This window comes from Allobosea sp. RIT-PG3_2, assembly GCF_057321085.1.
On sequence record NZ_JBXWCA010000010.1, the window covers coordinates 60,830 to 78,302 of the forward strand.

At 66.2% G+C, this 17,473-nt stretch carries 19 protein-coding genes; 10 read left to right on the forward strand and 9 right to left on the reverse strand.

Annotation, left to right across the window (positions count from 1 at the left end; all coding sequences use genetic code 11):
• Nucleotides 1-148 precede the first annotated feature (148 nt).
• The 3 genes from AC2FAN_RS23010 to dnaG all read right to left on the reverse strand — a co-directional run bounded on the left by AC2FAN_RS23010 (nucleotide 149) and on the right by dnaG (nucleotide 5,040).
• Nucleotides 149-709 carry a hypothetical protein gene (locus AC2FAN_RS23010; protein WP_485176468.1) on the reverse strand — a complete coding sequence of 187 codons (561 nt, stop codon included), beginning with the start codon at nucleotides 707-709 and terminating at the stop codon, nucleotides 149-151.
• Between the two features lie 221 nt (nucleotides 710-930).
• Nucleotides 931-2,946 (reverse strand): RNA polymerase sigma factor RpoD, encoded by a 2,016-nt coding sequence (rpoD, locus tag AC2FAN_RS23015; RefSeq protein WP_265054239.1) that lies wholly within the window; start codon nucleotides 2,944-2,946, stop codon nucleotides 931-933.
• A gap of 198 nt (nucleotides 2,947-3,144) precedes the next feature.
• A complete protein-coding gene (dnaG, locus tag AC2FAN_RS23020) occupies nucleotides 3,145-5,040 on the reverse strand; it encodes a DNA primase (protein ID WP_485176469.1) in 1,896 nt (631 codons plus the stop codon).
• Nucleotides 5,041-5,163: 123 nt separating this feature from the next.
• Between dnaG and AC2FAN_RS23025 the strand changes: the two genes are divergently transcribed.
• Nucleotides 5,164-5,439 carry a type II toxin-antitoxin system VapB family antitoxin gene (locus AC2FAN_RS23025; RefSeq protein WP_485176470.1) on the forward strand — a complete coding sequence of 92 codons (276 nt, stop codon included), beginning with the start codon at nucleotides 5,164-5,166 and terminating at the stop codon, nucleotides 5,437-5,439.
• Nucleotides 5,433-5,825: a type II toxin-antitoxin system VapC family toxin gene (locus tag AC2FAN_RS23030; RefSeq protein WP_485176471.1), complete on the forward strand. Its 393-nt coding sequence runs from the start codon at nucleotides 5,433-5,435 to the stop codon at nucleotides 5,823-5,825. The genes AC2FAN_RS23025 and AC2FAN_RS23030 overlap by 7 nt, the downstream gene beginning before the upstream one ends.
• A gap of 21 nt (nucleotides 5,826-5,846) precedes the next feature.
• Here the strand turns inward: AC2FAN_RS23030 and AC2FAN_RS23035 are convergent, their stop codons facing one another.
• On the reverse strand, nucleotides 5,847-6,308 hold the full coding sequence (locus AC2FAN_RS23035) for a GatB/YqeY domain-containing protein (protein WP_485176472.1): 462 nt from the start codon (nucleotides 6,306-6,308) through the stop codon (nucleotides 5,847-5,849).
• Between the two features lie 155 nt (nucleotides 6,309-6,463).
• Between AC2FAN_RS23035 and carA the strand changes: the two genes are divergently transcribed.
• The 4 genes from carA (at nucleotide 6,464) to AC2FAN_RS23055 (ending at nucleotide 9,498) form a co-directional block, all read left to right on the forward strand.
• Entirely contained in the window at nucleotides 6,464-7,672 is a 1,209-nt protein-coding gene (gene carA, locus AC2FAN_RS23040) for a glutamine-hydrolyzing carbamoyl-phosphate synthase small subunit (RefSeq protein ID WP_485176473.1), read from the forward strand.
• A gap of 27 nt (nucleotides 7,673-7,699) precedes the next feature.
• Complete coding sequence (locus AC2FAN_RS23045) at nucleotides 7,700-8,029, forward strand: NIPSNAP family protein (RefSeq protein WP_485176475.1); 330 nt, start codon at nucleotides 7,700-7,702, stop codon at nucleotides 8,027-8,029.
• A gap of 173 nt (nucleotides 8,030-8,202) precedes the next feature.
• Nucleotides 8,203-9,021, forward strand: a complete 819-nt coding sequence (locus AC2FAN_RS23050; protein ID WP_485176476.1) for a prephenate dehydrogenase/arogenate dehydrogenase family protein — start codon at nucleotides 8,203-8,205, stop codon at nucleotides 9,019-9,021.
• A gap of 51 nt (nucleotides 9,022-9,072) precedes the next feature.
• Nucleotides 9,073-9,498: a group III truncated hemoglobin gene (locus tag AC2FAN_RS23055; protein ID WP_485176477.1), complete on the forward strand. Its 426-nt coding sequence runs from the start codon at nucleotides 9,073-9,075 to the stop codon at nucleotides 9,496-9,498.
• 100 nt (nucleotides 9,499-9,598) lie between these two features.
• Here AC2FAN_RS23055 and AC2FAN_RS23060 read toward each other — a convergent pair whose 3' ends face one another.
• The gene (locus AC2FAN_RS23060; RefSeq protein ID WP_485176478.1) at nucleotides 9,599-10,531 is read right to left on the reverse strand and encodes a LysR substrate-binding domain-containing protein; all 933 of its coding nucleotides are present in this window, start codon (nucleotides 10,529-10,531) and stop codon (nucleotides 9,599-9,601) included.
• Nucleotides 10,532-10,622: 91 nt separating this feature from the next.
• On the opposite strand from AC2FAN_RS23060, the gene AC2FAN_RS23065 reads away from it, so the two are divergent.
• Nucleotides 10,623-11,528: a DMT family transporter gene (locus tag AC2FAN_RS23065; protein ID WP_485176480.1), complete on the forward strand. Its 906-nt coding sequence runs from the start codon at nucleotides 10,623-10,625 to the stop codon at nucleotides 11,526-11,528.
• Between the two features lie 20 nt (nucleotides 11,529-11,548).
• Here the strand turns inward: AC2FAN_RS23065 and AC2FAN_RS23070 are convergent, their stop codons facing one another.
• Together AC2FAN_RS23070 and AC2FAN_RS23075 are read right to left on the reverse strand one after the other, a co-directional pair.
• The gene (locus AC2FAN_RS23070) at nucleotides 11,549-11,815 is read right to left on the reverse strand and encodes a hypothetical protein (RefSeq protein WP_485176481.1); all 267 of its coding nucleotides are present in this window, start codon (nucleotides 11,813-11,815) and stop codon (nucleotides 11,549-11,551) included.
• Nucleotides 11,812-13,065, reverse strand: a complete 1,254-nt coding sequence (locus AC2FAN_RS23075; RefSeq protein ID WP_485176483.1) for a class I SAM-dependent methyltransferase — start codon at nucleotides 13,063-13,065, stop codon at nucleotides 11,812-11,814. Before AC2FAN_RS23075 ends, AC2FAN_RS23070 begins: the two co-directional genes overlap by 4 nt.
• Nucleotides 13,066-13,220: 155 nt before the next feature.
• Between AC2FAN_RS23075 and AC2FAN_RS23080 the strand changes: the two genes are divergently transcribed.
• The 3 genes from AC2FAN_RS23080 (at nucleotide 13,221) to AC2FAN_RS23090 (ending at nucleotide 15,321) form a co-directional block, all read left to right on the forward strand.
• A complete protein-coding gene (locus AC2FAN_RS23080; RefSeq protein ID WP_485176484.1) occupies nucleotides 13,221-13,913 on the forward strand; it encodes a class I SAM-dependent methyltransferase in 693 nt (230 codons plus the stop codon).
• Nucleotides 13,914-14,050: 137 nt separating this feature from the next.
• Nucleotides 14,051-14,845 (forward strand): hypothetical protein, encoded by a 795-nt coding sequence (locus AC2FAN_RS23085; RefSeq protein ID WP_485176485.1) that lies wholly within the window; start codon nucleotides 14,051-14,053, stop codon nucleotides 14,843-14,845.
• Between the two features lie 11 nt (nucleotides 14,846-14,856).
• On the forward strand, nucleotides 14,857-15,321 hold the full coding sequence (locus tag AC2FAN_RS23090) for a hypothetical protein (protein WP_476805586.1): 465 nt from the start codon (nucleotides 14,857-14,859) through the stop codon (nucleotides 15,319-15,321).
• Nucleotides 15,322-15,345: 24 nt separating this feature from the next.
• Here AC2FAN_RS23090 and AC2FAN_RS23095 read toward each other — a convergent pair whose 3' ends face one another.
• Entirely contained in the window at nucleotides 15,346-15,750 is a 405-nt protein-coding gene (locus tag AC2FAN_RS23095; protein ID WP_485176486.1) for a GtrA family protein, read from the reverse strand.
• 88 nt (nucleotides 15,751-15,838) lie between these two features.
• Nucleotides 15,839-17,173 carry a hypothetical protein gene (locus AC2FAN_RS23100; RefSeq protein ID WP_485176487.1) on the reverse strand — a complete coding sequence of 445 codons (1,335 nt, stop codon included), beginning with the start codon at nucleotides 17,171-17,173 and terminating at the stop codon, nucleotides 15,839-15,841.
• Nucleotides 17,174-17,473: the final 300 nt, after the last annotated feature.

Here is a 17,473-nt window from a genome sequence, read left to right on the forward strand (position 1 = left end):
CTCCGGACAGCTGGGAGGCGCAGGAAGCCTTTTCCTGCCGGGAAGATCAAGGCCTCGCCGCTTCGCTGAAGGCGGGGGCAAGGCGTGGGAACAATTGCTGGCGCTACAGCGGACGCTCTGAGCCCGTCACCTTTCGAGGTGGACGGCGTCAGCGCGCCTGCCAGAAATAGAGCTGGCCGGAATGGTTGTTGCCGACCAGCCGCTGCTCCTGCGCGACGATGTTGGTGCCATCGAACAAGTCCCAATGGTCGCCATTCGTCCATTGCAGGAACAGGAAGGAATATTTCTTGTCGCCGGTCGTCTGGTAGCAATTCTCCAGATAGAGCACGCCCTTCCGACCGAGCACCTTGGGTGAGACGTCCTTGCAGACACCCTCGATATCGGGCTGGCCATGGGCGCGCTGGACGCGCGGCAGCAGTTCCGAAGCCCGGATGAAGAGTTGCTGGCTCAGCCGATTGAGGGGCTGTCCTGAGCCGGGCAGCACCCCGGGACGTGGCCCGCCTGCCAGTGGCGGCGCTCCCTGGAAGGATGATTTGAGATCCGCATTCATGATGGTCTGGATCGTCGCGTCATCCTGCGACGGCGTCAGCTTGAGCGTATAGCCCATACAGATCGCGCAGCGATTAGTGGCGTCGCCGATCGCGTTCTTCGCCCAGGGGCGGACCGTGGCGAAGCGCTCCTGTAGCGCGTCATAGGTGAACGGGAGCACGGGCAACCTCCGGGAGCGCAAGGCAGCGTTGTCGATGATCGACCGCCTGCTCAATCATTGAGTGGCGGCAGACTGACCAGCCGCGGGCCCGGCGGCATCCTTCGTTCACAGGAGGACTGATCCGGCGTTCGCTTCGGAGCGCGCCAAAAGAAAAGCCCGCCTCCACAGCATGGAAGCGGGCCTTGTTCTCGAGCGGCCTGCGGCGACGCAGGCTCTCGCGATCAGTTGTCCAGGAAGCTCCTGAGCTTCCTGCTCCGGCTCGGATGCTTCAGCTTCCTGAGCGCCTTCGCCTCGATCTGGCGGATGCGCTCGCGGGTGACGCTGAACTGCTGGCCGACCTCTTCGAGGGTGTGGTCGGTGTTCATGCCGATGCCGAAGCGCATGCGCAGCACGCGCTCCTCGCGCGGCGTGAGCGAGGCCAGCACACGCGTGGTGGTCTCACGCAGATTGCTCTGGATCGCCGCGTCGATCGGCAGGATCGCGTTCTTGTCCTCGATGAAGTCGCCGAGATGCGAATCCTCCTCGTCACCGATCGGGGTTTCGAGCGAAATCGGCTCCTTGGCGATCTTGAGGACCTTGCGGACCTTCTCCAGCGGCATGGCCAGCTTCTCGGCCAGTTCCTCCGGGGTCGGCTCGCGGCCGATCTCGTGCAGCATCTGGCGCGAGGTCCGCACGATCTTGTTGATCGTCTCGATCATGTGGACGGGGATGCGGATCGTGCGGGCCTGATCGGCGATCGAGCGGGTGATCGCCTGCCGGATCCACCAGGTCGCGTAGGTCGAGAACTTGTAGCCGCGGCGGTACTCGAACTTGTCGACCGCCTTCATCAGGCCGATATTGCCTTCCTGGATCAGGTCGAGGAACTGCAGGCCGCGATTGGTGTACTTCTTGGCGATCGAGATCACGAGGCGCAGATTGGCCTCGATCATTTCCTTCTTCGCCTGCCTTGCCTCGCGCTCGCCCTTCTGGACCATCAGCACGATCTTGCGGAATTCCTGGATCTCCAGGCCCGTCTCGGAGGCGAGCGTGTGCACCTCCTCGCGCAGCTGCTTGATGCGCTCCAGCTCGGACCCGACGAATTCCTTCCAGCCGCGCGAACCCAGCTTGGAGACGCGAAGCACCCATTTCGGATCGAGCTCGCCGCCGACATGCTGCTTGAGGAAGTCCTCGCGGCCGACGCCATAGCTCTCGGCGAGGCGCAGCAGGCGCGTCTCGTGGCCAATCAGGCGCTTGTTGATGTCGTAGAGCTGCTCGACCAGCGCCTCGATGCGGTTGTTGTTGAGCGAGAGCGACTTCACCGCGGTGATGATGTCGTCCTTGAGCTTCTTGTATTTGCGGTCCTGCGACGGCGAGAGCTTGGTGTTCTCCAGCCGGTTGGCGATGTCCTGGTCCTGCAGGCGGCGCAGCTTCTTGTAGTCGTCGGCGATGGCGTTGAAGGTCTCGAGCACGCGCGGCTTGAGCTCGGCCTCCATGGCCGAGAGCGACACGTTGTTCTCGAGGTCGTCATCGTCCATCTCCGGCGGGGTCTCGCCCTCCGGGGTCTCGGCCTGCTCGGCTTCCTCAGCGCCTTCCTCTCCCGGGATCGCGTCGGGGTTCTTCCCGTCCGGGCCGGCATAGGTCGCCTCGAGATCGATGATGTCCCGCAGCAGGATCTTGCCGTCGACGAGCTCGTCGCGCCAGATGATGATAGCCTGGAAGGTCAGCGGGCTCTCGCAGAGCCCGGCGATCATCGCCTCGCGGCCGGCCTCGATGCGCTTGGCGATGGCGATTTCGCCCTCGCGGGAGAGCAGCTCGACGGAGCCCATCTCGCGCAGATACATCCGCACCGGATCGTCGGTGCGCTCGGTCGGCTCGAGGTTGCGCTTGGTCTCGGTCGGCAGCGTCTGGCGCGAGGCCTCGACGAGATCACCGCCCTCGACCTCGTCGTCGTCGCTGCCCGCGGCTTCCTTGCGGTTGGCGCGCTCCTCGCCGGCCGCTTCCGGGTCCTCGTTGTCGACGACGTTGATGCCCTGCTCGCTGAGCTGGCCGAGCACGTCCTCGATCTGCTCCGAGGAGAACTCCTCCGAGGGCAGAACCTCGTTCAGTTCATCATAGGTGACATAGCCGCGCTTCTTCGCGAGCTTGATCATCCGCCGTACGGCCTGATCGGTCAGATCGAGCAACGGGCCGTCGGTAGTCGGGGGGGCATCCGGCGCGACCTGATCGGTCTTTTCCCGTTCGCTCGCTTTTGTCGCCATCAATAGCGCTCCGCATTCGTGCGCCGGACATGGCCGAGGCAGCCATATACCGACGCATAAAAGGGCGGCGCGACCGCAGACCCGGCGCGCTCACCCACCCAAATCACTGCTCGCAGATGGCACCAGACGTCGTTGACGAATCGTGAACCACCCGACACCTTGCGCGCATCAAACGGGCAACCGCCATTCGCTGGGCTATCAATCTTCGGACATGGCCTCGGTGCCGTCGATTGTCTCGAGGCGGGCCTTGACGTCCTTGATCCAGGCGAAATTGGCTTCGGTCGCGTCGTCAGCCAATGCGCGCTCGGCTGCTCTCAACTCGCTATTTAGCGTCCGCGCGCGATGATGCAAGACGATGGCCTGATGAATCGAGTCGAAAACCGATTCTGGATCAGCATCTTGCGCGAGTTTAAGCCGTTCGGCCGGCCCCGTGACCGCCATCAGCTGGTTGCGCGCCTCCTTGACCCGCGGCTGGGTCAACCGATTCGCCAGCGTCTCGCGGTCGAGCGTCTCCTCCACCGCATCGAGCAGCGCCTGCCGGAAGCGCTCGGCTGCCGATCCGTCGAGCGACATCTCCGCGATATCGTCGGCGCAACGCAGGATGAGGTCGGGGTGGCTCGCCAGCGCCAGCAGGATGAAGGCCTCGCGCTGGTCCTCTCCCCGCATCTTCGCCACGATCCGTGACTGGGTCAGCGCGCTCGAAGCCTTGAGCGGACCTGCAAGCCAGGGCGGCACCTGCCGGGCGCCTCCCCGCATCGGCCCGCCCCGGCTGCCGCGCTGAAAATTGCTCTGTCCGCCACCACGCTCGGGCCGCGCCGGAGCGGCGCTGGCGAAGAGCTGGCCCAGTCGCTCGTCCATCTCGCGGCGGTAATGCTTGCGGGTCGTCTCGTCGCGGATCTGGCCCAGCGGCTCCTTCAGCCGCCGCTCGAAGGCGGCGCGCCGTTCCGGCGTATCGAGCGGCCCGGCCTCGACCTCGCGCTGCCAGAGCATGTCGACGAGCGGCCGCGCCGCCGCGACCACCTCGGCGATGGCCTGCCGCCCGCCCGAGCGGGCGAGATCGTCAGGATCCTGCCCGTCCGGCAGCAGGGCGAAGGAGAGCGACTTGCCCGGTTCGAGCATCGGCAATGCGATGTCGATCGCGCGGCTCGCGGCCTTGCGGCCCGCCTTGTCGCCGTCCAGGCAGATCACGGGCTCGTCGGCCATGCGCCAGAGCAGGCCGAGCTGATCCTCCGTCAATGCCGTGCCGAGCGGCGCCACCGTCTGCGGAAAGCCCGAGAGCGACATGGCGATGACGTCGACATAGCCCTCGACCACGATGACCTGCCCGGTGTCGTGCGAGGCCTTGCGGGCATTGTGGTGGTTGAACAGCAGCGAACCCTTGTGGAAGAGCGGCGTCTCCGGCGAGTTCAGGTATTTGGCCGCCACCTCCGCGCTCATCGCCCGGCCGCCGAAGGCGACGACGCGTCCGCGCGAATCGTGGATCGGGAACATGATGCGATCGCGGAAGCGGTCATAGGGCACGGCGATCTCCTCGCCATGCACCAGGAGCCCCGCCTCCATCATCAGCTCGGCCGGCACGCCCTTGCCCGCCAGATGGTCGCGCAGCGCAAAACGATCGACCGGGCCGTATCCCAGCCGGAAGCGCGTGCGCGCCTCGCCGTCGAGCCCGCGCGTCGAGAGATAGCGCCGGGCCGCCCCGCCGCGCTCGCCCATCAGCTCGGCTTCAAAGAACTTCGCCGCGATCTCGACGACCTCGTGCAGCCCCTTGCGCTTCTCCTCCTGGACCTGCGCTTCCTGCGTGATCTTCGGCAGGATGACGCCGGCCTCGGCGGCGAGCTTCTCGACGGCCTCCGGGAAGGAGAGCCCCTCGGTCTCCATCACGAACTTGAAGATGTCGCCGTTCTTGCCGGAGGAGAAATCGAAGAAGGAGGCCTTCTGGTCGTTGACGAAGAAGGACGGTGTCTTCTCGGCGTTGAACGGCGAGAGCCCCTTCCATTCCCGCCCCGCCTTCTGCAGGCGCACGCGTTTGCCCACGACCGCCGAGACAGGCAGCCGCGCCTTGATCTCCTCAAGGACGGAGGGCGGGAACTTCATGGCGTCCTGTCTGGACCCTTCGCAGCCCTGTGCCAACCGGCAAGTCTGCCTTTCCCGGCCTTATCGGCCATATCCACAGCGCGCCCCATCTGGTAAAGAAAATCGCGAAAAAGGAAGAAAGCGATGGCGCTCAACATCAAGGATCCGGAGACCGAGGAGGCCGTGCGCCTGCTCGCGCGCCGCCGTGGCCTCAGTCTGACCGAGGCCGTGCGCCAGGCCGTCAGGAGCGAGCTCGACAAGGATGAATTGTCCAAGGAGGAGAAGGCCCGGCGGGTGGCTGAAGGGCGGCGTTGGCTTGCCGACTTCTACGAGCGGCACAACATCAAGCCCGCCGAGAAGCCGATGACAAGGCAGGAGATGGACGACATCATCGGCTATGACGAGAACGGGATGTGGTGAAGATCGTCATCGACAGCTCGGCGCTCGTCGCGATCCTCACAGGTGAATCTGATGCCGGAGACTTGCTCGGACAGATAGCGGCGGCCTCGGAACGCTGCCTTTCCGCAACGAACCACCTGGAAACGCGCATCGTCCTCGCTTACGGCCGCAATGTGCCGCCGACGCATCTCGAAGAATTGCTGACCCGCTGGCAGGTCGACATCGTCCCCTTCGACGCAGCCCTCTCCGATCTCGCCTTCGAAGCCTATGGCCGCTACGGCAAGGGCCGCCACGCCGCCCGCCTCAACATGGGTGATTGCGCCGCCTATGCGCTGGCGAAGGCACGCGGCTGGCCCCTGCTCTACAAGGGCGACGACTTCTCCGAAACGGATATCGAGCGGGCCTGAGGCCCGCCCGTTCCTGCCGGCTCAACCGCCCAGCGCCGCCTTCACCATCGGGCTGACCTTGCCGAAATCCATCTGGCCGGCATAGGTCGCACGCAGGATGCCGATGACCTTGCCCATGTCCTTGACGGCAGTCGCGCCGCTCTCGGCGATGGCGTTGTCGATCGCAGCCTTCACCTCCTCGTCGGACATCTGCTTGGGCAGGTAGGAAGAGATCACCGCGACCTCGGCGCGCTCGCCATCGGCGAGCTCGGGGCGGGCGTTGGCGTCGTAGATCGCGATCGATTCCTGGCGCTGCTTGATCATCTTCTGGAGCACGCCGAGGATCTCGTCGGCCGTAGCTTCGCCCTTGCCGGCGCCGCGCGCCTCGATGTCCTTGTCCTTCAGCGCCGCCTGGATCAGGCGGATCGCGCCGACCCTGCCCTTCTCGCCGGCCTTCATCGCTTCCTTCAGATCGCCGGTGAAGCGCTCGCGCAGGCTGGTCATCTCGTTGTTCCTTTTTCTCTTGTGCGGCCTGCACCAACCTTGATTGACGGGCAGCGCCCGGCTCTTTAAGGCTCGCGTTCCAGACCGGCGGAGTGGATTGCCACAGCCCCGCCCCCGCATTCTGCCGCTGGCGCGGCCTGGACCGAGACATAGACATGACCGCTTCCGAAGGAAACCCCGCCGATAGCGGCTGGACCGAACCGCGCGCGACCGCGCTCCTCGTGCTCGCCGACGGCACGGTGCTGGAAGGCTTCGGCCTCGGCGCCGTGGGCGAAGCGCCGGGCGAGGTCTGCTTCAACACGGCGATGACGGGCTATCAGGAAATCCTGACCGACCCGTCCTATGCCGGGCAGATCATCACCTTCACCTTCCCGCATGTCGGCAATGTCGGCGTGAACGACGAAGACACCGAGACCGTCAACGCCGCCGCCTCTTCCGGCGTGCGCGGCTGCGTGCTCCACGCCGTCATCACAGAGCCGTCGAGCTGGCGCTCCAACCGGCATTTCGACGCCTGGCTGAAGGCCCGCAACATCGTCGGCATCTGCGGCGTCGACACCCGCGCGCTCACCGCGCTGATCCGCGACAACGGCATGCCGAACGCCATCCTCGCCCACAGCCCGGACGGCGTGTTCGACATCGAGCGACTGAAGAAGCAGGCGGCAGGGCTGCCCTCCATGGCCGGGCTCGACCTCGTTCCGCTCGTCACCGCTGCCCAGCGCTATGACTGGGACGAAACCCCCTGGGTCTGGCCGGCCGGCTACGGCAAGCGCGAAGCGGCGAACTACAAGGTCGTCGCCATCGACTACGGCGTGAAGCGCAACATCCTGCGCCTGCTCGCCAAGGCTGGCTGCGACGTCACGGTCGTCCCTTCGACCGCGAGCGCCGAGGACATCCTCGCCCTGAACCCCGACGGCATCTTCCTTTCCAACGGCCCGGGCGACCCGGCCGCGACCGGCGAATATGCGGTGCCGGTCATCAAGGAACTGCTTGACAGGAAGGTCCCGACCTTCGGCATCTGCCTGGGACACCAGATAATGGCCCTCGCCATCGGCGGCCAGACGATGAAGATGAAGCAGGGTCATCATGGCGCCAACCACCCTGTGCAGGACAAGACCACCGGCAAGGTCGAGATCGTCTCGATGAACCACGGCTTCGCCGTCGATCCCGCGAGCCTGCCGGCCAATGCGGTCGAGACCCATGTCTCGCTCTTCGACGGTTCGAACAGCGGTATCGCGCTGACCGACCGCCCGGCCTTCAGCGTCCAGCATCACCCGGAAGCCTCGCCCGGCCCGCAGGACAGCCACTATCTCTTCAACCGCTTCATCGATCTGATGGCGGCGGAGAAGGGCAAGAAGGCGGCCTGAGGGCCGCCACTGTCGACGGAGACGGGCATGATCCACCAGTTGCGCATCTACGAGATCTTCGAGCGCAACAAGGCGGCGTTCCATGCCCGCTTCCGCGACCATGCTGCCCCTATCATGGCGCGGCACGGCTTCCGGATCGCGGCGATGTGGGAGACGGCGAGCGCCGGGCGCATCGAATTCGCCTACATCCTGGCCTGGCCCGACAGCGAGACGAAGACGCAGGCCTGGACGAGCTTCATGGCCGATCCCGAATGGATCGAGATCAAGCGCGTGACCTCGCTGCAGCATGGCAGCCTCGTCGGCGCGATCGAGGATCGCATCATGAGGCCGACCGACTACTCGCCGAAGCTCGGTTGACAGCGCGCCGCCTTCGGCGCTTTAAGCAGCTCATGACCAGCCTGATGGCCCTTCAGCAGAGCTATTACGCCCCGTCCTCATAGAGGCGGTGGCATTCCCATGTTCAACCGCCGCGCTGGCGGTTGAATTCAGGCAAGTCACCCGGCATCGCGGCTCCCCACCGGACCAGAGCGATGCGATCCAAGATCAAGACCATCACTTCCATCGGCATCATGGGCTTCGGCGCCTTCGGCCGCCTGATGGCTCGTCATCTCCAGCCGCATTTCGCGCTACGCATCTGCGACCCCGCTCATCCACCCTCGCCCGATACGACCGGCAAGGGCCTGCGGCCGGCGACGATCAGTGAAATCGGCAGCTGCGACCTCGTCATCCTCGCCGTGCCCGTCGCGGCGATCCCCGAGGCGGTCGCGTCGCTTAGGCCCCATCTGAAGGCCGGCGCGATCGTGCTCGATGTCGGCTCGGTCAAGATCGGCCCGGCGCGCGTGCTCGCGGAAGGCCTGCCCGGGCATGTCGAGATCATCGGCACGCATCCGCTCTTCGGCCCCCAGAGCGCCCGCAACGGGCTTGCAGGACTGAAGATCGCGCTCTGCCCGATTCGCGGCCACAGCACGCCGCGTATCGCCGCCTTCCTGCGCCATGTCCTCAAGCTGAAGGTCATCGTGACCACGGCCGACGCCCATGACCGCGAGGTTGCGATGGTGCAGGGCCTGACCCATCTCATCGCCAAGATCCTGGTGCGGATGGAGCCATTGCCGCAGCACATGACCACCGCGAGCTTCGACCTGCTGATGCAGGCTACGGAAATGGTCCGACACGATGCGCCGAACGTCTTCATGGCGATCGAGCGCGCCAATCCGCATGCCAAGGCTGTGCGGGACCGCTTCTTCGCGCTGGCCGAGGAGATGCGGATGTTTCTGGAGAATGGCCATCAGGACATCGTCCAGACTGAACCGGCCCTGCCTCACAAGGTCGCAGACGCGGTACCGGCCTAGCCTTCACCGCCCGCCCCGCCGACAATACGGAAAACCTCGAATGTCCCAGCGATGACCGACAACCCCCTCACCCATCCGGGCGCCGTCCACCCCGATCTGCGCGAGCCGATGATCGGCCTGCTCGTCCGCACGTTCTACGAGCGGGCGCGGCAGGACGACGTGATCGGCCCGGTCTTCGCGGCGGCCGTCCAGGATTGGGACGACCATATCGCCAAGATCACCGATTTCTGGAGCAGCGTGATGCTGCGCACCGGGCGCTACAACGGCCGGCCGATGCGCCCGCATCTGATCCTCCCGCTGGAGGGCCGGCACTTCGACCGCTGGCTCGACCTGTTCGAGGCGACGGCGCGGGAGGTCTGCGAACCGGAGATCGCGGAGGCCTTCATCGTCCGGGCGCGGCGCATCGCCGACAGCTTCGAGATGGCCCGCGCCAGCCAGCGCGGCGAATTTTCTGCGCCCCGGCATAGCTTGCGATAGATTCAGTCCGTCATTCTCGGGCTTGACCCGAGAATCTCATGACAGGCGCAGGAGCCTCATCTTCCGGAGATGCTCGGGTCAAGCCCGAGCATGACGCGGATCACGCCGCCCTCGCCTCGCGGCTTAAGAATGCCTCAATGTCAGCCGGCGCCGCGCCAGCCTCGCCTGCGATCCGCTCGGCCAGCGCCGCCGCGGAAGGCCTCAACGTCCCGAACGGCCGGTCGAGCCAATAGGAAACCGGGTTCAGCGCCTCGCGCTCATCCGCCCGGACGATCCGCCCGGCCACCAGTTGCTCGCGTGCCAGAGGCGGACGCGCCAGGGCGATGCCGAGGCCGTGTGCGGCGGCATCGAGCACCAGATTGTAGTCCTCGAAACGGCGATCCTGCGGGCGCGGGCGATAGTCCAGCCCCTGCGCGGCGAACCAGGCCTTCCAGCCGGCAGCGTCGGAATCGTGGATCAGCGGCTGGGCCAAAAGACGCTCCGGCGCGCCCACGCCAATGGCCGCGGCGAGCTGCGGCGAGGCGATCGGGAAGCACCATTCCTCGAACAGCTTGAGCGAGAGCCGATCCGGCGCCCCGCCCCGCCCGCAGCGGATGCCGAGATCGACGCCCTCCTCCTCGAAATCGACCCTGCGATGCTCGACCTGCAGCACGATGCGCAACGAGGGCACCCCCGCCTCCAGCACCGCGAGGCGCGGCATCAGCCAGAGCGAACAGACCGAGGGCGGCGCGCTCACGCGCACCACCGAGGCACCGCGCGCCTCGCGCCAGCGGTCGGAGGTGTCGGCGATCAGCGCGAAGGCTTCCTGCGTGCGCTGGAGCAGGCGCTGCCCTTCCGGCGTCAACGAGACGCCGCGCGCCTGCCGCAGGAAAACGCGCAGGCCCAGCCAATGCTCGAGCTTGGCGATCTGCCGGCTGACGGCGCCATGCGTCAGGTTCAACGCCTCGGCGGCGGAAGAGAAGCTCCCGGTGCGGGCGGCCGCCTCGAAAGCGCGCAGCGTGTCCAGCGGGGGCAGGTTTGAGCTGTGATCCATCCTCACAGCTCATGCGCGAATTGTTCGTTTGTCAATCAGCTCGCCGAGGCGTCTATCGAGAGCAACCTTTCGTCACCGATGGATCGACGCCATGTCCTCCTCAAGTTGCACGTCACCCGCACTGGCCACCCCGAGCACCCGTCTCGACCCGACGCTGGTCTTCACCGTGACCTTCACGGTCCTGGCCTGGGCCTCCTCCTTCCCGGCGATCCGTGCCGGGCTCGCCGGCTTCGGCCCGGCCGAGATGGCCTCTTTGCGCTTCGCGCTCGCCGGCGTGCCGGCCGCGCTCTTCCTCATCGCGACGCGGGCCAAGCTGCCCGAGCGCGCCGATATCTGGCGCTTCCTCATCGGCGGCGTGATCTTCATCGCGGGCTATGCGCTGTTGCTGAACTTCGGCCAGCGCGTGATGCCGGCCGGCCCCGCCGCCTTCATCATCAACACCAATCCGATCATGACCGCCGTGCTCGCCATGATGATCCTGGGCGAGCGCTTCAGCCTGACCGCCTGGCTCGGCACGGCGCTCTCGTTCGCCGGCATCGGCGTCATCGCGCTCGGCAAGGGTCTCGATGTCGAAATCGGGATGAGCGTGCTGCTGATCCTTGGCGCCGCCTTCTGCAACGCCATCACCACGGTCGTGCAGAAGCCGCTCTTCGCCCGCTACAAGCCGCTCCATGTCGCGGCCTGGAACATGGCGATCGGCGGGTTCGTGCTCCTGCCCTTCCTGCCATCCGCCATCTCACAGGCTCAGGCCGCGCCGACCGTATCCTTCTGGTCGGTGGTCTATCTCGCCGTCGTGCCGAGCCTCATCGCCTACGGCACCTGGGCCATCACCCTCTCGCGCCTGCCGGCTGCCCGCGCGTCCAACTTCCAGTACGCCGTGCCGCCGATGGCGATGTTGATCGGCTTCCTCTGGCTCGGCGAGATGCCGACCCTCTTCGGGCTGATCGGCGGCATCATGGCGCTGGCGGGTGTCGTGGTGGTCAATCTGAAGCGCTGACTGCGCAACGCGGCGGGCGGCTATCCGGCCCGCCGCGACAGAGCACCTGACAGCCATGCGACCGCGCGCGTGGCCGCATCCAAGGCGTCCTGCCGGGCGCCATAGACGATGCCCGAGTAGTAATGGACCGGCGTCCAGGCGCCGGTATCCTCGACATCGCGCCGGAACTCCTCGAAGCCGAACGTACCGTCGGGCCGGGAGAACAGATCGACGCAACGATCATGCTCTTCGTTCTCGACGCTGTCGAAGACCAGCCAGGATTTGTCGAGGCGCCTGGATATGGTCAAAATCCGCGGGCCTCCAGTGCCTTCTCCTCATCCGCGATGTAGTCCCGGATGACCGGGACGGCGCTCTTATGCGGGCCCAGCAGCAGCTGGAACACCATGTCGCCGCCGATGTCGAAGGAGATCGAGCAGGCGCAGAGATAGAACTCCCACATCCGGGCGAAACGCTCGCCCATCATCGCGACCACCTCCTCGCGCCTCGCCATGAAGCGCTCGCGCCAGGCTTCCAGCGTCCAGTGGTAGTGCCGCCGCCAGAACTCGCAATCGGACGACCAGAGCCCGGTCTGTTCCACCGCCCCGAACACCTCCGACAGCGCCGGCGCATAGCCGCCGGGGAAGATGTACTTTTCGAAGAAGGGGCCGGTGAAACCGGGCGGCCCGGCGCGGCCGATGCAGTGGACGAGCGCGATCCCGTCCGGCGTCAGCAGATCGCGGATCTTCTCGAAATATTCGAGATAATGCGCGAGGCCGACATGCTCCATCATCCCGACCGAGACGATGCGGTCGAAGCTGCCGGTCAGCTCGCGATAGTCCTTGTTGATGAAAGTCACGGCATCGCCGACGCCGGCCGCCTCGGCGCGCTTCTGCGCGGCGGCCATCTGGTCGGGCGAGACGTTGAGGCCGGTCACCTTCGCCCCACAGGCCTTGGCCAGATAGATCGCGAGTTCGCCCCAGCCCGAGCCGATGTCGAGCACGCTCATGCCGGGCTCGATGTTCAGCTTGGCGGCGATGTGCCGGAGCTTGGCCTTCTGCGCTTGTTCGAGCCCCACGTTCGGCGAATGCCAGTACGCGCAGGAGTACGTCATCGTCTCGTCGAGCCAGAGCCGGTAGAAATCGGTCGGGATGTCGTAGTGATGCTTGACCTTCTTGCCGGCGACGCCGAGCGGGTTGTGCATCTGCCAGCGCCTGATCTTGAAGCGAACCTGCCGGATAGCCTTCTGCAGCGGGTGCTTGCGCATCTCCTTGCGCTGCATCCAGAACAGCGTCAGCAGATCGTGGATCGTGCCTTCCTCGAAATCGATCCGCCCGTCCATGTAGCCTTCGGCCAGCGCAAGCTCGGGATTGAGGAAGAGTTCGCGCTCGATACGGTCGTCATGGAAGCGGACCGTGACGGCCGGCGCCATCTTGCGCACGCCGGCGAACAGCATCTCCGCCGGCCCCGGGCCGAAGATGTGACGCTTCCCATCCGGCGTGATGACGGTCAAGCGCCCCTGCCGGATGAACCGTTTGAGCAGCCGCGGCAGCAGAAGCATCGATTCCCCCTTGAACGCCATCTTGAGTCGGGTGGCGCCTCCACGAGTTAAGCGGAAACGGATGGGTGCCGAAACCCCTGCCTGTTGCGGAGCCGCCCTGCTTGCGTTTAGTCATCGAGGACGGCTGCATTCGGCCCGGAGGATCGAACCTACCCATGTCCTGGCGCGATTTCTGGAACGGCGAGCATTCGATCTACGTCTCGCCGCGCCACAAGGCCCTGCATTACCGCGCCATCGCGACCGACCTGATCGGCCACATACCGGCGCCCGACGCCGTCGTGCTCGACCATGGCTGCGGCGAGGCGCTGGATGCCGGCCGCGTCGCCTCGGCTTGCGGCAGGCTCTGTCTCTGCGAAGCGGCACCCAACGTCCGCGAAAAGCTGCGCGCCCAGTTCGGCCGCAGGGAGAACATCACCGTGGTCTCGCCGGAGGAGGTCGAGGCCCTGCCCGAAGCGACGCTCGATCTCGTCGTCGCCAATTCGCTGGTCCAGTATCTCTCCCGCGACGAGCTGAAGGCACTGCTCAAAACCTGGCGCGGCAAGCTCAAGCCGGGCGGCGCGCTGGTGATCGCCGATGTCATCCCGCCCGATGTCAGCCCGCTCACCGACGCCTCGCAGCTGCTCGCCTTCGCCTGGCGCGGCGGCTTCCTGACCGCGGCGCTCGCCGGCCTGGTCCGCACCGCCTTCTCCGATTATCGCAAGCTGCGCGCGCAGTACGGGCTATCGACCTACACGCCAGAAGCCGTCACCGAGCTGATCCGCGAGGCCGGATTCACGACGATCGAGCGACCCGCCAATTTCGGCCACAACCCCCACCGCATGACCTTCAAGGCGACGAAGTCCGCGTGACCGACGAAAGCGCAGGTCCGCGCCGGCAACCGCGCGGAGTTGTACTAAAGTTCCGTAGCTGAAATCTGCCGGACATCTTGATCTGGCGAAATAAATATGGCTTTGAGCGCGGCTTGCCCGAACGGCGCGAGATCTCCGTGCAGGAACACTTCGTCTGTCCCTATTGCGATGCCGCGCTTAACAGGGGCGTGCTGTCGTGCCGGTGCTGCGGACGGGACCTCACCCCCGTACTGCCCCTGCTGCGCCGTCTCGATACGCTCGAGGAGCGGCTTGCGGCCTTCGAGAAGCGGGCCGAGGAAGACCGTGCCGCGCTCGCCGCCCGGCCGGCTCCGGTCGCCGAAGCCGTAGCCTCCGAGCCTCCAGAGGCCCAGCATGCGGCCGCGCCCACCGTTCCGCATGGCACGCGGCGGCGCTTCTGGGTTCTGCCCTTCGGCCTGGTGCTACTGCTGCTGGCCTATTGCGGGGTCGTGCTCTGGCTCGATCTGCCGCTCTGGGCGCTGCGCCTCGCTTCGATCGCGATCCCCTTTCTCACCGGCCTGATCTATTTCGGCATCCGCCCCCGGCTGATCGCCTTCGATATCGGCATCGCGGCCGCCTTCGCGATTTTTTCTGTCGTGACAATGAACGCGTTGCTTGGTTGGCACGACAATATACCGCTCCTTCCGCAGGGGCCGGCAGCCTGGCGCGAGACTTCGTTCTACGCGCTGAGCATCGGCGCCTCCATGTTCTCGGGGATGTTGCTGCGCGTGACGCAGGCTGCGCTTGCCGCGCGTGGCCTCGTCTCGCTGCCGGAACTGCGCAAGGGGCTGCTGGCCGTGCATGGCAAGGTGCCGATGGAAACGCTGAAGACCATCGAAACCACCATCCTGATGGCCGGTACCGCCATTTCTGCCATCGCCGGCCTCGTCGCCGCAATCCTGGGAGTGAAATAGGAACGATGATCATGACTGTGCTCGTCCGGCACATTATGCCTGCCGTTCTCGCCGTTGCCGCCACGCTGACGGCCGCGCAGGCCGCCGACCCCGTCCAGCTCATCACCCGCGAGGAGGCCGGTCTACCGACCGCCGCCAAGGCGGCGGCGAGCACGCGCAACCTCACCCGCGGCCCGGGCATCGATACGCTGCCGACGCCTGACAAGGGCGTCGACGGCAAGCCCTTCCGCCTTGCCGTGCGCTTCATGCCGAGCAACGGCGTGCCGATCGACCCCGGCACCGTTCGCGTCTTCTACCGCCGCCAGCCCCCGGTGGACATCACCGAGCGGATCAAGCCCTTCATCACCCCGGCCGGGATCGACGCTCCTTCCGTCATCGTCCCAAGCGGAAGCCACGTCATCGAGATCGAGGCGACCGACAAGGAAGGCCGCATCGGCCGCAGGCAGATCACGCTGACGGTCGATCCGCCGAGGTAGAGGAAGCTGGCGGGTGGCGGCCCCTTACGCCACCCGATCGGCGAAGCTGAAGAACTTGTGGCCGAGGAACGAGAAGACCATGACCACGCCCGTGGTGACGATCTGCATCGGCAGATAGGGCAAGCCGGCCCGCGTCACGAACAGATGCATCAGGATGCCGGTGAGCACAAAGCCGCCGGCCGCGATCACGGCGAAGCGCCAGCCGGCCTGCGCATGGCTGCGCGTCGCATCGAAGGTCATCCAGCGGTTGAGCGTGTAGGAGACCAGGGCGCCGACGACGAAGCCGGCGAGCGTTGCCGGCACCGGGTCGATTCGGCCGAGTTCGACGAGCCCGATCAGCACGCCGTAATGCGCGACGGCCGTCAGGCCACCGGCGATGACATAGGCCACGAGCTGGCGGAACTGGCGCGGATAACGGCGAAACGGCATCCGCGCTTCCTAGAGCATTTTCGAGCGAAGTGGATACCGCTTCGCGTGAAGACAATGCGATAAAACAAAAGGCTGGGGGCTGGCCCGCTCAGCCCGCGTCGCTGCCGGCGAGATTGGCCGGCAGGCCGCCGACCGGCATGTCGAGCCCCTGCTTCAACGTGTCGAGATGATATTCGCGGATGCGCCCGTTGGTGGGATCGCTGACGAAGGCGCTGCCGCCGATCACGGCGAGGCCAGGCGTCGGCGTTTTCGCGCCATAGGCGCAATCGAAGGCCGCGACGGCGTCGAAGGAAGCGATCTCCTTCCAGGCCGGCGCGACCGCGTACACCCTGAGCTTGCCGTCCGGCGTCAGGTTGGCGAGGCGGTTGCCGGTGCTGCTGAGTTCGAACTGGCAGGCGGCCTGCCCGCCGGGGATCGCAAGCACATCCGCCGTCGAGAGCGCCTTGGCGTCGGGGTCGATCCGCAGCAATGCGTCATAGGGCGCCTTCAGCCCGTAATTGCCGACGAGATGGCGCCCGCCGTCGCGGGATTTGAGCGCGCTGATGCGCCGCTCGTCCGGATAGGCCAGCTTGCGCGCGCTCCATGCGGCCGCGGTGCCCTTGCCTGTTTTCGAGAGCACCAGCAGCCCGCCGCCGTCGCCCTCGGCGCAGCCGAAGAGGTGGCGGCCGCCGCGTGTCGGCGCATAGCCGTGATAGAGCTTGCAGGAGGCATCGGCCCGCGCCGGATCGTTGAAGCCCGCGATCCGCTTCCAACCGCCGTCCTTCTGTGAGGGCTTGCCCTGCTCCAGGACCTCGAAGCCGTTGGGGCGCGGCGAGGCGCTGCGGTCGTCGCCCTTGGCATAGGCGGGGTTGGGCACCGAGATCAGCCATTGCCGGGCACCGAGCGGCACTGCGATGCCATGCTGCGGGGCGGGGCTCGGCCAGACCGTCACCGCCGGATCGGGCTTCGCGAGGCTGTCGATCCCGACCATCACGACGCGTGGCTCGCTCTTGCCCTCCCAAGGGCGCAGGCCGTCATAGAACAGCGCGAGCTGCCCCTGCCCGGAGATGACATGGGCCGGCCGGTCGCCCTTCGTCATGAAGTCGATGAGCTTCGGCTCGGCCTTGTCGAGATCGACATGGTCGCCATGCGATTCGGCGATCAAGCCGGTATCGAGGATGCGCAGTGTCCCCGCCTCGTCCCCGGTCTTCACCACGACGAAGCGGCCGCCGGATACACCTGCAAAACCCGGATTGGCCTTCGGCACATCGAAGCTGTGCGTGACCTCGCCGCTGTCGAGATCGAGGATGCGGACGACCGGCTTGTCGTGATCGGCGAAGACGAGGCGCCCGCGCAGCGATAAATGGTCATGCGCCTGCGCGGCGGAAGCGAGCAGGCAGCCGGCGAGGCCGAGGCCGGCAGCAGCGAGGTGAGGCGAAGGCAAGGCATCTCTCCAGATAATGTAATGATACAACATTACATTATCTTGGATGAAACTCAATCCGCATCCGCGGCTGGTGCCGGCTGCGTCTCTGCCGAAACGCATGTCATCCCGGACGGAGCAAAACGAATATCCGGGAGCCATGCCTGAAGCTCCTGGATACGCTCTGGCATGGATCCCGGGTCGAGCCCGGGATGACGATGCGGTTCCGAGCAAAATCATCTCGTCAAGAATGCCCGAAGATCGCGAGCGATCTGGCCCGATCGTTTGGGGCCGCGCCGGTTCCGACCGGCGCCGCCCGCC

What these genes read in the sequence shown, in the direction of transcription:
- rpoD (WP_265054239.1), bottom strand. Translation starts at nt 2,946, where the DNA reads ATGGCGACAAAAGCGAGCGAACGGGAAAAGACCGATCAGGTCGCGCCG.
- dnaG (WP_485176469.1), bottom strand. Translation starts at nt 5,040, where the DNA reads ATGAAGTTCCCGCCCTCCGTCCTTGAGGAGATCAAGGCGCGGCTGCCT.
- AC2FAN_RS23025 (WP_485176470.1), top strand. Translation starts at nt 5,164, where the DNA reads ATGGCGCTCAACATCAAGGATCCGGAGACCGAGGAGGCCGTGCGCCTG.
- AC2FAN_RS23035 (WP_485176472.1), bottom strand. Translation starts at nt 6,308, where the DNA reads ATGACCAGCCTGCGCGAGCGCTTCACCGGCGATCTGAAGGAAGCGATG.
- carA (WP_485176473.1), top strand. Translation starts at nt 6,464, where the DNA reads ATGACCGCTTCCGAAGGAAACCCCGCCGATAGCGGCTGGACCGAACCG.
- AC2FAN_RS23045 (WP_485176475.1), top strand. Translation starts at nt 7,700, where the DNA reads ATGATCCACCAGTTGCGCATCTACGAGATCTTCGAGCGCAACAAGGCG.
- AC2FAN_RS23050 (WP_485176476.1), top strand. Translation starts at nt 8,203, where the DNA reads ATGCGATCCAAGATCAAGACCATCACTTCCATCGGCATCATGGGCTTC.
- AC2FAN_RS23055 (WP_485176477.1), top strand. Translation starts at nt 9,073, where the DNA reads ATGACCGACAACCCCCTCACCCATCCGGGCGCCGTCCACCCCGATCTG.
- AC2FAN_RS23060 (WP_485176478.1), bottom strand. Translation starts at nt 10,531, where the DNA reads ATGGATCACAGCTCAAACCTGCCCCCGCTGGACACGCTGCGCGCTTTC.
- AC2FAN_RS23065 (WP_485176480.1), top strand. Translation starts at nt 10,623, where the DNA reads ATGTCCTCCTCAAGTTGCACGTCACCCGCACTGGCCACCCCGAGCACC.
- AC2FAN_RS23075 (WP_485176483.1), bottom strand. Translation starts at nt 13,065, where the DNA reads ATGCTTCTGCTGCCGCGGCTGCTCAAACGGTTCATCCGGCAGGGGCGC.
- AC2FAN_RS23080 (WP_485176484.1), top strand. Translation starts at nt 13,221, where the DNA reads ATGTCCTGGCGCGATTTCTGGAACGGCGAGCATTCGATCTACGTCTCG.
- AC2FAN_RS23090 (WP_476805586.1), top strand. Translation starts at nt 14,857, where the DNA reads ATGACTGTGCTCGTCCGGCACATTATGCCTGCCGTTCTCGCCGTTGCC.
- AC2FAN_RS23095 (WP_485176486.1), bottom strand. Translation starts at nt 15,750, where the DNA reads ATGCCGTTTCGCCGTTATCCGCGCCAGTTCCGCCAGCTCGTGGCCTAT.